This window comes from Paenibacillus sp. MT124 (genome assembly GCF_058792755.1).
This window is the reverse complement of record NZ_CM179500.1, coordinates 1,013,287-1,027,678: the sequence shown is the minus strand read 5'-3', so window position 1 is coordinate 1,027,678 and position 14,392 is coordinate 1,013,287. Positions and strand designations below refer to the sequence as shown.

The window sequence follows — 14,392 nt, the reverse complement described above, 5'->3', positions numbered from 1 at the left end:
TCCCTCCCTACCACAAACCTTCGTTGAATCGACGTGCAATATAGTTCGCACAAAAGATGAGAATAAAGGCCACCAGGGATTCGAACAATCCCATCGCTGTCGTCAGGCTGAACTGTGCCCCCTGAAGACCCGTGCGATAAATATACGTACTGATGACATCAGCAACCTCGTTGACATTGGAATTCTGGAGCATATAGACCTGGTCGAAGCCAACCTCCATCACCCGCCCCATCGACAGAATGAGCAGAAGAATAATTGTCGAGCGTATGCCCGGAAGGGTCACATGCCAGATCTGACGCATTTTGCTCGCCCCATCCATCTGTGCAGCCTCGTACTGGCTCGGATCAATGGTCGTTAATGCAGCCAGAAAAATGATGGCATTGAAGCCCATGTCCTTCCAGATGCCTGATCCGACGAACACCGCAATCCAGGAGCCCTTGTTGTACATAAACGGGTAAGGTTCACCTGTCCAAGCCTCGACCCAGCGGTTTACGATCCCGTTCTCCAAAGAGAAAACCGTCATGATCATCATCGCAATAATGACCCAGGAAAAGAAGTGCGGCATGTAGACTACGGTCTGCACCGTCCGCTTGAAGGCCATGTTTCTCACTTCATTGAGCATAATGGCCAGGATAATCGGAATGGGAAATCCTACAATGATGCTTAACAAACTGAGGAACAAAGTGTTACGGATGATCTCCACCGTGCGCGGATCGCTGAACAGCGTCTGGAAATGTTGAAAGCCTACCCATGGACTATGCCAGAGCCCGTCATAGAAGTTATAGTCCTTGAAGGCCATGACCAGTCCTCCAATGGGTGCATAACGAAAGGTCAGGTAAAACAGGATCACCGGAATAAACATCAGGATTAACGGAATATTGGTCTTGAACCGTCTCAGCCGCTGCTGCCTGATTCGATGCTTCATTTCATGATTTGGTGGTTGTATTCCTGACGGTGTTCCAGCGGCCAGCTCCCCCTTCATTTTTCATCACTCCTCTCTGCTGCTGATGTGCTATAGCTGTATTTTAGATAAAAATGTAAGCGTAAACATTTGTTATTTAACGATCCTTTTTAAAATATCTACGCAAAATAACCCCACATGGTGGGGTTGTCCTAGGAAACGGGGCTGTATGCATACAGATTCCTAATGATCTGATCTTGGCTGTAAAACACATAAAGAACAGGTGCTACTCGTGGTGATCTCCAGCAGCTCCCTGCTTACGATATTCGCGAGGAGACAATCCAGTCGCCTGTTTGAATACGGTAGTGAAATAGCTTGAGTTATCGAAGCCTGTCTGTTCTGCTATATCGGCCATGCTCTGCCGGGTGCTGTGCAGCAGCAGCTTCGCTTTTTCGATCCGGCGTTTGCTGACATACTGGCTGAAGCCCTGTCCGGTCTCCTTTTTGAACAAATGACTCAAGTAGTTTGGCGTCACATGTACATGAACAGCAGCGGCCTGCAGCGTGCAGCTTCCGGCGTAATTCATCTCAATATACCGGATGACACGTGTGATCACATGATCCTGCTGTTCCCGGGTCAGGCGCATCATCATATCCATCCACTCTTCACTCTTCGAGCGAGCCCATGCAATGACTTCGGGCACGGTATGAATCCACAGCAGCGGATCTGGACCGAATGTGTCCAGTCCCCCGGACTCCTGTGGCTGAAGCTGCTGTGCGAGCATGTCCGTCAAGACCTTCATAAGCAAGTGGATCTCGGATTTGCATTGGGGCAGTGGCATTCGGGCGGCTTCCTCCAGCAGGCCCTCCACCCAATTGTTCATCTCCTCAAATTGCTGATGGAGCAGCAGTGAAGCCAGTTCTTCGCGCCATCTCTCGGTACGGTCCACCTGGTGGTATTGCTCCCTGATTCGAATGTCCGACTGCTTCCGGCGATACCGTTCATGTGCCTTGCGCAGCACCTTGCATGCTTCATCGAGGGAGAACGGCTTGAGCAAAAATTCAATGGCTCCATAGCGGATGGCACGCTGTGCATATTCAAATTCACGATATCCTGTCAAAATGATAATCATGATATCCCGCCCGCTCTCATGTATGCGTTCAGCCAAGTCCAGACCATCCATTACAGGCATGCTAATATCCGTAATTATCAGATCAGGCGTACAGCTGTGCACCGCCTGAATCGCTTCTTCTCCATCAGCAGCTTCTCCCACAACCTCCCATCCAAGAGGGTTGTTCCGAACCAGATGAATTAGCCCCTGACGGAATAACGCTTCATCATCGACTACAAGCATTCGTCCATTCACAGCACCTGCTCCTCTCTATCATCCGCATTCCTGGGCGTGGTTCCTGCTCCGATCTGATAGGGTAAACGAAGGCGTACAAGCGTCCCTTCACCCACAGCTGACTCGATCTGTACGCCATAAGGCTCCCCGTGAATCAGTTCGATTCTTCGGAGTACACTTCGAATACCAATATGCTGACGTTCCTCTTCCGCAGGTGGAACTGGCTTCATTATTCGTTCAATGACTGCTGCATCCATGCCGCAGCCGTTATCTACGATTTCAATAATGAGCATGTCCGCTTCCTTCTCCGTCTCATGTCCTGGCTGCTGCAAACCACGAATTTGCAAACGGCGATTATCCCTCTTGTCTGAGAAGGCATGGACAAACACATTCTCGACGATAGGCTGAAGCAGCAATCGGATCACCTGACAGCGAAGCAGCTCCGCAGGAATTGAAATTTCTACGGATAATGCTTCCTGATATCTGGCCTGTTGAATTTGCAGATAATGATCGATTTGCGTCATCTCATCCTGGAGAGTCGTCAATCGCTGCACGGGTTCCAATGTGTACTGCAGCATTTCAGACAGGGCCGTAACGAGACGAGCGGATTTCTCATCGCCCAGCATATAGAATTTCCAGAAAAACATGCTTAGTGTGTTATATAGAAAATGAGGGTTCAACTGCGCCTGAATGGCTTTGAGCTCGGCTTCCTTTTCACTGAGTTCCCGCTCGTACACCTGATGAATGAGCGTATCAATCCGTGAAGCCATTGCATTGAACCGTTCACCGATGAAGCCCAGCTCATCCCGCGTCTCAATTCGGACCCTAGTATCGAACCGGCCATCGCGCACTCTTTTCATCGCATTGACCAGGCTGGCCAGCGGACGCAGCAATCTGCCGCTAATGATCGTGATGATGAACCATGAGCATAGTATGCTGGCTGCGGCAGAGAACACGGCGACTTGCAGGATGAGCTTCCCCTTGTTCTGAATCTGAGCGAGGGATACCTTGCTCACCAGTGTGAAGCGTGCCTTATCCGAGGTTTGTTTGGTATACAAATGAGTGTATCCCTGCTCGTCCCTGATTTCGGTTGCCCCCAGGTTTAGCTGTGTAAGCGGTGGCGGGTCTATATTCGGTTTATGAAACGCATATAGCAGGTGCCCTTCCGCATCAAACAGATCAACAGCAACTTCCTCGTTCAATCGCAGGTCCTTGAGATACGTCTCAAACAGCGAGGTGTTAAACAGGATCAACATCACTCCGTACGTTTCCAGATCAACTGATCGCATTAATCGTCCAGCCAATATCCAATTCGACTGCTCTTCCTGCAGGAAAGCATCCGGCCCCAGACGATTCCACACATATTGACCGCCCGTCCCTTCCAGCTTATGAACCATCTCGGCCAAGTAGGAAGGATTCATCTGTTGAAACGAGCCGGCAAAGGCGCCCAGATTAAATATATTTCCCTTCAGATCATAAATGCGAAGTCCCATGATCTCCGGTGCATCCAGCCTTACCTGGTACAACTGATCATCCAGTTCATCCTCAAGCTTCATCTGATCGTAGGACGAGATGCCTGCAGTCTGTGCCTTAATGGCATTTTTCACGGAAGGATTGAGTGTGATGTAATCCGTGACCTTGTACATGTCGTTGACCCGCGAATCCAGCCTTGCCAGAACCTGTTCTGCCGTAAGACTATACTGACGACTGACTTCTTCATTGAATAGGGCAATATGGATGCGATATGTGATCAGCCCTGTCATTCCCGAGATGAATACCGTTGCTGCCGACAAAAACAAAATTAATTTCGTCCTAAATTTAAAGCGTTTACAAAAGTTATCCCACCATATTCTGCACACGCACCTCACCCTTATCCCGTCCCCGTCTTATGCTTAAAAACATATCACACCCATGTTCAAAAAAACAGAAAAACCCTGACCATCCAAGACGGTCAGAGTTGTTTCAAATCTCCGTTTTCATTCTACTTTCCGTATGTCTGCTCCATACGCTCTTCCTCATTCGTGGACAGCAAAATGTTAAGCAGTCCCATGGCATTATTGGCATCGCTTCTCGCCGTTTGGTACTTCTCGGCAAACGCTGCCTCATCCTGCTTGGGGTCCATTGCTGCCAGCTCCCCCCATGACTTGCGGGCCTTGTCGTAGAGTTCGCTTAACGTAATGTCATATGGATGCTGTGCCACCGGAGCCATGGATTCGAATTTTGCGGTAACTCTGAAGAAATCCATGGAATCCTGAAACGATTGGCTGCTGTAATCCTTGTTATTCATCGCATCTTCCGTAATCAGCAGACCTTCACGAGAAATAAACAGCGTCTTGACCATGGCCCGTTCCAGGTTCGTAGCTTCATCCCAAGTGATATAGGTCACGTCAGGAGCCTGTACAGTTGTAAAGAAAGGAAAGGCGTCATCGATTAAACGCTGTGTATTGGCATGAATCGGAACCTCCGCATTCATATCCACAACAGTATCGCTGTAATTGGCAACGTTAATATTCTTGGACCCTTCCTCACTAACCCGGCGAACCGGATGGTCGTCCAGCGGAATGCGGATATAGCCCAGCTTGTCAGCGTATTGATCCTGCAGCTCTTTCAACGTCTCCGTAGCATTCGAGGCTGGTTCCGCCGCATTGCTCTCACTACCCTCTATTGCCGTATCTGCACCTGACGGCTCTGTTGATGTCGCTTCAGCTGCCTCTTGGGCAGGCTCTGGGCTGGCACCTTCCTTGGCCCCGCCACCGCATGCGGATAAAACCGCAGCCAAGCTGAAGATCACGGTAAACATCCGAATTGGTTGTATCCATCTCATGGTATAATCTTCCCCTTATCTTATGTATGCATCTCTAATCTACATTAACCATGGCATGTACGATTGAACTCCTATTCTCCATATGATCTATCTTCGCATAACATGCCGTATTCACAGGTAAGTATTGGTCTACATTCTAACATAAGTTAAATTCTGGGTGTATACGACGATATACCTGTCTCCTTGAGCTGTCATGACTGGATGCCCCCGACAAAAGTACAAAAAACACTGTCATCCCGAAGGACAACAGTGTCTGCAAGAAACCTATCTATACGCTATTTAATCCCCTTAGCCTTCTCGATATGTTCCGCCCGGGTCTGAGGCTCTGTGCAATTGGCTGACGACAGCAGGGAATAAATAGCCTGGATATCCTGCTCCTTAAACAACGTTTCAGGCACTTCTGCTTCGAGTCTTTCCGTTTTGCGCAGAATGGTCTCAACCAATTCATGATCATATATCACCAATTCATCGGAATTCACATACCGTACCGCAGGATCGACACTGATCCGGCAGCGATTGGTGAAGGTCACCATGGAAATCATGCGGATGCGCTTATAATCTCCGAGGTGTGCATGAACCGCCTCAACATGACCCCGATGCTGCATCAGCGGATTATACATCTTAATGCGACTGGTACTGACCGTCCAGTTGGCTTCTCTGCGCCCACCCCGAATCTCGCCTGTTGTGAGGTTACGGGTCTCGATGACGAAGATCCCCCGCGGACCAATAACAACATGATCAATCTGAGAATAGCCTGAACGGGATTTGGGATTGGCCACGAGCAGATCACTCAAAACTTTATATTGTCCCGGGAGACTGTACAGTCGTTCTGCTGTTGTCGGTTCTTCCGGCTCGCTGATCCAGGCGGGTTCATGTTTGGATTTGGATTTGGGTTTGCGTCTGCTCCGCGTCATTCGGGCAGGTGCAGGGCTCGTATCCGGGATTGCGGGGGCCGAAGCCGTAATTGAACTCGCAAGCTCTGGCTGTGTCTTGAACAGAGACAGGATTTTTTTGAACATGGGCAAGCTCCGTTCTAAAATTTAGTGTGAGTTACAGGTGATCGGTTACAACAATTGAACAACATAACAAGAACTTTGGACTTCCATTATGTAAACTTCTATTACTTATGTCGGATGAAGACGGGTAAAAATAAAGGTCATCAGGCCTAATTTCCTTACACAAACCAAAGTATACGAAAATATTTAACCAATATCGTGACTTTAGACACATGCGATCCATTGAAAATTCTAAAAAAACAGCGCATCCCTTTCCATGTAAGAAAAAGAACACGCTGCCGCTTACCACAAACGCTATTTATGCCTCAAGATAGTACGTATAGAGCACCTGCGTGCCCTTCTCATCCAGACCGTTTCTGGATATTTCCTGGTACAGGGATTCAGCCAGTGCCAGCCCTGGCGTCTTCATGCCCATGGCCTTGGCCGATTCGAGGGCGATTCCCATGTCTTTGATAAAATGTTTCACATAGAATCCAGGCTCGAAATCGCCTGCGATCATGCGCGGACCGAGATTGCTCAGCGACCAGCTTCCGGCTGCCCCGGTAGCAATGCTCTTCAGCACGTTCTCCGCGTCAAGCCCCGAACTCTTGGCATAGGCGAGTGCTTCGCATACGCCCATCATGCCGGATGCAATGGCAATCTGGTTGCACATTTTGGTATGTTGACCGGAACCCGCCTTGCCCTGCAATACAATGTTGGTGCCCATACACTCGAACAGCGGTCGTACTGCTTCGAATGCTTCCGGGGTGCCACCAACCATGATGGACAGCTTGCCATCGCGTGCGCCAATATCTCCACCCGATACGGGTGCATCCAATGCATGCAGCCCCTTGGCTTCTGCCGCCTCGAAGATGCGAGCAGCCAGCATGGGACTGGATGTCGTCATATCAATCAGGGTTGAACCCGGTTTGGCATTGGCCACAAGACCGTCCTCGCCAAGATAAATCTCCTCTACATCCTTCGGATATCCTACCATGGTGATGATGACATCACACTCAGCCGCAAGTTTGCCTGGTGTATCGTGCCAAACGGCCCCTTCATTCACCAACGCTTCCGCTTTGGCGGCTGTGCGGGTATACACATGCAGCGGGTAGCCCGCTTTCTGGATGTGACCTGCCATGCTTTTCCCCATAACGCCTGTACCGATAAAGCCAACTTTCGTCTCTCCAGGTGCCTTCGTCGTATTTGTCATCGTAGGTTTCCTCCTTGTTTCTCTATGGTTTGATGAGGTGCTTGTCTTGGATTGCTATATCTGTATGTTATAGCTTTCGTACGCCGCCGTCTATCATTTACATGAAATCTAGCGGACGGACATTCGATACTGATTGGGCGACATCTGAACAAACCGTTGAAAGGCCCTGTTCAGATTGCGTTCCGAATATCCCACCTGTTCGGCAATTTCCGTAATGGTGCAATCGGTATCCTTCAACAATTGCTTCGCTTTTTGCACCTTCAGATTCATTAGGTATTCGATAAAGGACACCCCCATTTCCTTCTTGAAGAGCCTGCTTAGATAGGAAGGACTGACATTCACGAGTTCTGCACAATCCGATAGTGACTGCATTCCTTCGGGATGGCTGCTCAGATGCTCGCAGACCCGCTGAACCATCAGGCGGGATGAATTGGTGCGAAGATCCTGACTCGCCTCAATGCATAATGGAAACAGCACACCGATAAACCAGTCGTGCATCTCCTTCGATGTTTGATTCTCCTGCAGCTGATCAAACAGGTTGCTGCCCAGTCGTTCGAGCATACCGGGACCCTTCGTCTCCATGGATTGAATAATGGCCGAGAGCAGCATGTGATATCCCTGAATCATAACCGTATAGGACTCGGAAGCACGCACTTTCTTGGAAAACCGATGCAGCGCATCCTCCGCATGCGTAAGCGTTCCGTTCCATAGTGATTCAAGAATTTCCTCTTCGATCTCCCGGGGATACATGAAGACCGGATTACGCTGGGTGGCCAGAATATCTTCATAGAACAAAACGTTCTCGGCATCATCAAATAGCCGATACTGCAGGGCGAGCTGCGCTTCCCGAAAGGACTCTGCGATCCCATGAAGTTGACCCGGACGCCCTACGCCCACCGTTGCCGAGAAAGACAGGTACTTATCCAGTGCATGATGAATCTTCTCTGCATAGCTGCATACCCTCTGCCTCGCTTCACGAGGAGAAATCTCTGAATCGAAGTGCAGGATAGCCACCGAATCACTATCATTTTTGTCTACAACATACCCCGTCAGATCCGTGTTTTGGCTGAGCAGTTCGTCCATGACGTTTCTCAGGGCAAATACAATGACTGGGCCTTCACTGGGTAAAAATCGTTTCTTCTTGACTAGATTTTCCACTTTGACGACCAACACCAAAAATTGTCCCTCTGTCCGGAAGTCGTGTCTGGCACATTCTTCTTCCAACCTGCTGCTGGTCCATGAACCGCTGGATTGCAGTAATCTCTGCAAAAAACGATCGCGGAGATCTGGCTGTATGCCCTCTATATACCGATTCAGGGTTTCGGTCTGTTCATTGAGATAGCTGAGCGAAGACCGGATATATTCGATTTCATTCCCCTGCGGAGCTGTTTCCTGCCCATTCCTGCGCAAGTGCTCTCCATATCGCAGCAGCTGCTGAATAGGGTTGTACGCCAGCCGTGAGCTGAACCAGGTGAGCAGCATACCGACCAACACGAAGATGGACACCGAGATCAGGATGAGCACCTTGATCCAATTCAACTGGGCAATCATCTCCTGCTCAGGGAGCTGGGATATATAGGTCCTCCCCATGGATGCCGAGGCATATGCCACAAGCTCATTCCCATGCTCTCCCTTCAGTACCTCATGGCCCGAGCGTTCTCTGCCTTCTGCATATGCGATCTGCTGCAGCACCTCGTCCTCCGCTGCCCGTTTGCCAATCTCTCTAGGGCCGTCCGTGTGCAAAATAATTTGCTGATCTGCATTAAGAATGGCGAGGGACTGGTCTTCCAGACTAACAGAATAGCTGCGCAGCAAACTCCGCAGCTCCTGTTCCTTCACTTGGAGAATGACCACTCCGCGCGGTTCTCCCTGTCCCATGACTGGCACTTGCCTCACATAGGAGATATAGCCCGCTTCTCCGGACTGGGGAAGGTAGCTCCAGCCAGCAGCTGCCTGGCCTTTCAGAGCCGTCTCCATGTCCTGCTTCTCCTTGTAATCTGCCAGCGAGACCAATCCGTAATAATGGGACAGAACCATATCTGTTTTAGCATCATAATAGATCATTTCTTCAATTAGATTATTGGTGTTTTTGTGGAGCTGAAACAGATCGAGCAGATCCAGATGGAGAAAGTAATCGCTCTCATAATGAGCACTGCCTAATGCATTTCGCATCAATGGGCCACTAGCAAGCTGCATGGATTCATGCTCAATATTGGTCAGAATATTCTCCACCCTGTCTTTGAGCAAGTTCAATGAGGCCATATTGTTATCCTGGAATTGTTCGGTCAGTTTGATCATCGAGAAATGATAGTACGCGCTTCCGGCAAGCACCACCGGGATGACCACCGACATGCAGCCCAACCAGATCAGTCTTTTCAGATAACCATTCGTTGCGAACCAGCGGTCCAGCGCTGATTGGATGGTTTGCATTGCCCGCCTCATGGAATCACCCCCGTATGCTGCCTTAGGCTCATTTTCGCTTGTCTCTGTTCGGGTTCATTATATCAAGAGAGGTACCCGGATACACTCCCAAACGTCCAGCGTGGGGACTCTAATTTTTAGTTTATTTCCAGTACGCTCTGTCCTCAGCTTCGTTCCTGCGATTAACGCTTCAGCGTCCCCTGCAGAATGATCCTCCCCTGAATGAACTGTAATCTCAATATCATGTATGGGGAGCACCGATGACAGCGGTCTGCGACCTGCCCCGTTCACCAGATGAATCAGCAGGTCGTTATCCTTGCGGAAAACAGTCAGCTGTAATCCTGGTGCTTCCGTGATCGATACCAGAGCTCTATCCTTCAGCAGCATATGAACGGCATTGGCAAACAACCGGAAATGTTCCTCCAATTTGAATTCTTGTATCAGACCGCTAAGCGAAAATGGAAAATATAATGTCTGCCCTGTTCCCAAGGTCCGTAACAGTGCCAGAGGAAGATCGGTCTGCTTCACAGCCAGTGAAGCCCGTTCGGGAGGAGCCCCGACACTTTCCAATGGGGAAAACGGAGGAACTAACGTTGCCAACACCTGCACATCCGTATCCCTGGGCTGACAGTACATTACCTTGTCTCGATGCGGTATAAGTTCCGTTTCCTCCAGCTTCCGCTGCAGTGGATTCCCTTCATTTCCTGTGATAGATATCTGTTCAAACCGCAGATAGGATGCAGCCAAATACTCACTTTCCTGCATTTCCCCGGAAATACCAAACAGGTCCATCAGCATCGAATTCGTCAGAGCTTCCATCTTCGGCAGCTCTCCCTCTGCGATAAGGCTGCCTCCCTGACTCACATAATCGCGAAGCAAATCTATAAAATGGGACGAATGTGCGAATCCTTCAGGCAAAATAACGACCGGATACTGGTTTAGGTTCACGCTGGCCACCTGTTCAGGCAGAATCACATCGAAGGGAATATGCTTATGGATGAGCGCCTCCGCCAAGCCCTCTGCTGAACGATTGGCACTCCACATGAGCGCCACCTGGTTCATTGGTTGTGCGCCGTCCATATGGGAAGCAAGCTTCGCGGCATCCCTGTTGACCTCTGTCACGGTTCGCAAAATCCGCTTATCCGTAATCGTATCCGGGATTCCGGTTAATGAATGCCAGAGCTGACCGCCGTTGGCCGGAATTTGCGAGAGCCAGAAGCGGTATTCGGCAGGCGGAAGCCCGGTATGCCGCCAGTCCATGCCGGGGCAAGAATGTACAATGCCGAAGGGATCAGGGCGACCCGGAACGGAACGCCCCACCTTGATACTGAGCGCAGGCTGCCAGAATTCCGGGATACGGGTATGCCCCAGTGACAACACATCCTGCGGTTCAGTACAGAGCATGTCGGTGATGGACACCCGTTTCTCCAGATTATCCCGATGCAGATTGTAGTACAGAATCATCGGTACCTCAGGCCGAACAGCCTTGATCTCCTGATACATCCGGCCCAGATTATCATCGAAGCAGCGGGCTGCAAAATCAGACGCCAGCTCTGCTGAAGTACTCGGCAGCTCTGTCCCATACAATCCCTTGTATTTCTTATGACAATGCGAGCATTGGCAGTATACATATCCGGGTGCGTTGAAGAAGACACCGTCAATCTCATAACGTTCCAGTGCTTCCCGGATTACAGGAACCGCCAGTTCTTCGTTGCGGTAGCCCCCGTTAATGCAGGTCGACATTAACAGAGGCCAGGCCCCCGGCCTAGTGGCACCGATAATATCGGGCTGCCCCCCTTCCTTGCGGACAAACCACTGGGGCTTCTGCAAATAAACGGAGTCCTCTGCCTTGCTGAAATCGAAGCGGGCAATAAAGCGAATCCCCCGCTGATGACAGCTCTGGATCATATCCCGCAGCAGATCGCTGCCGCGGGGCAAGTATTCATTTTGGACATGAAATGCGACATTCGATCGGTACCAGGCATAGATTCCACCCACATTAAACACCATGGCATTGGCACCCATCTCGATCATTTGGTCCGCAAGCCGTTCGGGATCAATCTTCTCGGTATCCTTCACCTGCATGTTAGGTTGAATGATGCGCAGCGGCTGCTGCCACCAGGGTCGTTGTTCCTTATCGCTCAGTATGGGAGTCTTCATCGCTTCTCCTTTACCTCGTTATTGTTGATTAAACTGCTCATAAGCCTTGGCCATTTCCTGATAGGCCTGCTTGATGTCCGGCTGGCTGTTCAACTTGTCTACATAGGCTCTGAATTCTTCGACACTGATCTGCCCTACAATCGTTCGGGTCATCATAGAACTGTATTCGTCTCCATATTTGGGCCATGTCTCTCTCCAGGCCTCTGAGGTAATCACCCGGTAGAAGTCGATCTTCCCAATCTCGTCGAAATTCTCAACTTCCTTGATTTTGGCGTCATTATAGGCTTTGTCTCCGGAAGCACTAATGACCTTGCCCCACTTGGCATAGGCGAGCACACCTGCTCCTTTACTCGTTGTGTTCACTTCCTTGACGCCTTGCTCCGTCAGCACTTTCTGACCATCCTGTTCCGTATAGTGCGTACCCTCGATGCCATAGTAGGCAAAGTCCGTCATTTCCTGGGAAGCAGTCAGATCAAAATACTTCAGGAGCTGCTTCACCTTCTCTTCAGGCACCTTCTTGGAAATGTAGAATCCACCCGCGACTCCGGTCTCCAGACCGACCGCTGCATCTCCATGAGGACCTGTCAGAGACAAGTTCAGAATTTTGGCGTCAGGCTGCCCTGATTTTTTCATAGCCTGCTCCCACTCATGATCCCACCAGATCGGACGTCCGTAAGAAGCCGCCCGGTTGGTCTTAAATAGTTCTTCAGCCTGACTCTCCTTCATGACGGCATATTCCTTGGACAGCAGCCCATCGGCGTACAGTTCCCGAAACCACTCGACCATCTCCACATATTGTGGTGTTAAACCAGGGCTCATCAGCCCGCCATCGTTATCATAGGTTGGGTTATACGCCCCGAATCCGGCTTGGAACATGGCAGGTGGGTTGTTGACGAATAACAGGCCAACTGTGTCTTTCTTGCCGTTCCCATCCATATCACTGTCCACGATTTTCTTCAGGGCTTCTCTATATTCCTCGAACGTTTTGGGAATCGGCAGATTCAGCTGCTTCAGCCAATCCTCCCGAATTTTCAGTCCGCCATCAACCCGGGAACGGGAGCGTGGAACGGCGTAAATGCCTCCATCCACCGACAGGTATTTGAGCGCATCCGGCGCCAGATTCTCCTTCAGGTTCGGATATTCACTGAGATCTCCTAGGAACGGAGCCAAATCCCAGAACGCACCGTTCTTGATCGCGGTAATCAGCGTGGGGCGAATCTGATTCTGGTAGGCCACTACTTCTGGCAGATCGCCGGAGGCGAGCAGCAAATCCAGCTTTGTATCCAGATCGCCTGAAGGCACCCATTCAATATCGAGTTTGGCGTTGGTGCGCTTCTCCCATTCGGTCCAGTATTCGTTGTTCATATCGGGAATTTCATTGTACAATCCGGCAAACATCTTGATGTCCAGCGGCTGGTCTCCACCGGATTCTCCGCTATTTGTGCTGCCTGCTGTCTCACCTGAACCACTGTTCCCCGTACATGCCGCCAGCATGGTGACTGCCAGAAACATGCAGAGCCATGTCGTCCATCGTCTATTCCCCTTGTTCATTCGATCCATCTCCCTCGTCGTTAGCATTGGTAAGCGTTTGCATTTATACATAAAGCACGATTTAACTTCATCGGCGTTCAACCTTTGACGGAGCCAATCATGACCCCTTTGGCAAAATGCTTTTGCAAAAATGGATACACGATCAGGATCGGCACCATCGCGAGTACAATTGACGCCATTCGAATGGTCTCCTGCGGAACGACGCTTTCATCACTTGCTCCTGCCTGAGCTACGGCGACGGAGTTCGAATCGATGACGAGCGTCTTGATGAGCAGCTGCAGCGTCCATTTGCTTGAATCGGATAAATAGATCAATGCATTAAAATACGCATTCCAGTGTCCTACCGCGAAAAATAATGTAAACGTGGCGATCGCTGGCATGGATAACGGTACAATAATCCGGAAAAATGCCGTGAGATCACTGCATCCATCGATCTGTGCGGCATCCTCCAGCTCCGAAGGCAGCGATTCCAGAAAGCTTTTGATCACAATGAGGCTCCAGGCATTCGTTAGTCCAGGCAAAATCATGGACCAATAGGAGTTCAGCAGTCCCAGCTCCTTCACGAGCAAGTAATTCGGAATAATCCCTGCACTGAACACCAAAGTGAAAATAACCAATCCCATAATCCACTTATGCCCGGGCAGAGAGCGTTTGGTTAACCCATAAGCCATGGTGAAGGATACGATAATATTCAGTATGGTGCCTACAACGGTAATAAACAACGTGCTTTTAAACGCATTGATAAAACTGTTGGTTGATAAAATATACCGGTAGGATTCCAGCGACCACTTCTCCGGGAACAGATAAAACTTGAGCGGCACATACACCTTCGGATCGGTAAACGAAACGCTGAAGACATATAAGAACGGGAATATACATGCCAGCGAGATCAAAGCAACCAGACTGTAATTAATCCAGTCAAAGAGCGTGAGCCCTTTTTTCTGCACAACAAAGCTCATAACCTATCCTCCTTTCTGACAGA

Annotated in this window: 10 protein-coding genes; all 10 read right to left on the bottom strand. The window is 49.9% G+C overall.

From position 1 onward, the window contains the following. Window positions 1–7: 7 nt before the first annotated feature. The 10 genes from AC3RCI_RS04735 to AC3RCI_RS04690 all read right to left on the bottom strand — a co-directional run bounded on the left by AC3RCI_RS04735 (window position 8) and on the right by AC3RCI_RS04690 (window position 14,369). Window positions 8–925 carry an ABC transporter permease gene (locus tag AC3RCI_RS04735; RefSeq protein ID WP_164764265.1) on the bottom strand — a complete coding sequence of 306 codons (918 nt, stop codon included), beginning with the start codon at window positions 923–925 and terminating at the stop codon, window positions 8–10. A 262-nt stretch (window positions 926–1,187) separates the two neighbouring features. Then, window positions 1,188–2,267: a response regulator transcription factor gene (locus tag AC3RCI_RS04730; RefSeq protein WP_492527706.1), complete on the bottom strand. Its 1,080-nt coding sequence runs from the start codon at window positions 2,265–2,267 to the stop codon at window positions 1,188–1,190. Continuing rightward, window positions 2,264–4,045, bottom strand: a complete 1,782-nt coding sequence (locus AC3RCI_RS04725; RefSeq protein WP_336781311.1) for a sensor histidine kinase — start codon at window positions 4,043–4,045, stop codon at window positions 2,264–2,266. The genes AC3RCI_RS04730 and AC3RCI_RS04725 overlap by 4 nt, the downstream gene beginning before the upstream one ends. Window positions 4,046–4,227: 182 nt before the next feature. Then, window positions 4,228–5,070: a hypothetical protein gene (locus tag AC3RCI_RS04720; protein WP_336781312.1), complete on the bottom strand. Its 843-nt coding sequence runs from the start codon at window positions 5,068–5,070 to the stop codon at window positions 4,228–4,230. A gap of 275 nt (window positions 5,071–5,345) precedes the next feature. Then, window positions 5,346–6,089 carry a nuclease-related domain-containing protein gene (locus AC3RCI_RS04715; RefSeq protein WP_336781313.1) on the bottom strand — a complete coding sequence of 248 codons (744 nt, stop codon included), beginning with the start codon at window positions 6,087–6,089 and terminating at the stop codon, window positions 5,346–5,348. 295 nt (window positions 6,090–6,384) lie between these two features. Continuing rightward, window positions 6,385–7,278: an NAD(P)-dependent oxidoreductase gene (locus tag AC3RCI_RS04710; protein ID WP_336781314.1), complete on the bottom strand. Its 894-nt coding sequence runs from the start codon at window positions 7,276–7,278 to the stop codon at window positions 6,385–6,387. Window positions 7,279–7,386: 108 nt separating this feature from the next. Beyond that, window positions 7,387–9,720 (bottom strand): helix-turn-helix domain-containing protein, encoded by a 2,334-nt coding sequence (locus AC3RCI_RS04705; protein WP_492527704.1) that lies wholly within the window; start codon window positions 9,718–9,720, stop codon window positions 7,387–7,389. A 57-nt stretch (window positions 9,721–9,777) separates the two neighbouring features. Continuing rightward, the gene (locus AC3RCI_RS04700) at window positions 9,778–11,859 is read right to left on the bottom strand and encodes an alpha-amylase family protein (RefSeq protein WP_492527702.1); all 2,082 of its coding nucleotides are present in this window, start codon (window positions 11,857–11,859) and stop codon (window positions 9,778–9,780) included. A gap of 18 nt (window positions 11,860–11,877) precedes the next feature. Continuing rightward, complete coding sequence (locus AC3RCI_RS04695; protein WP_492527700.1) at window positions 11,878–13,410, bottom strand: extracellular solute-binding protein; 1,533 nt, start codon at window positions 13,408–13,410, stop codon at window positions 11,878–11,880. Between the two features lie 77 nt (window positions 13,411–13,487). Beyond that, window positions 13,488–14,369, bottom strand: a complete 882-nt coding sequence (locus AC3RCI_RS04690; protein WP_095288713.1) for a carbohydrate ABC transporter permease — start codon at window positions 14,367–14,369, stop codon at window positions 13,488–13,490. Window positions 14,370–14,392: the final 23 nt, after the last annotated feature.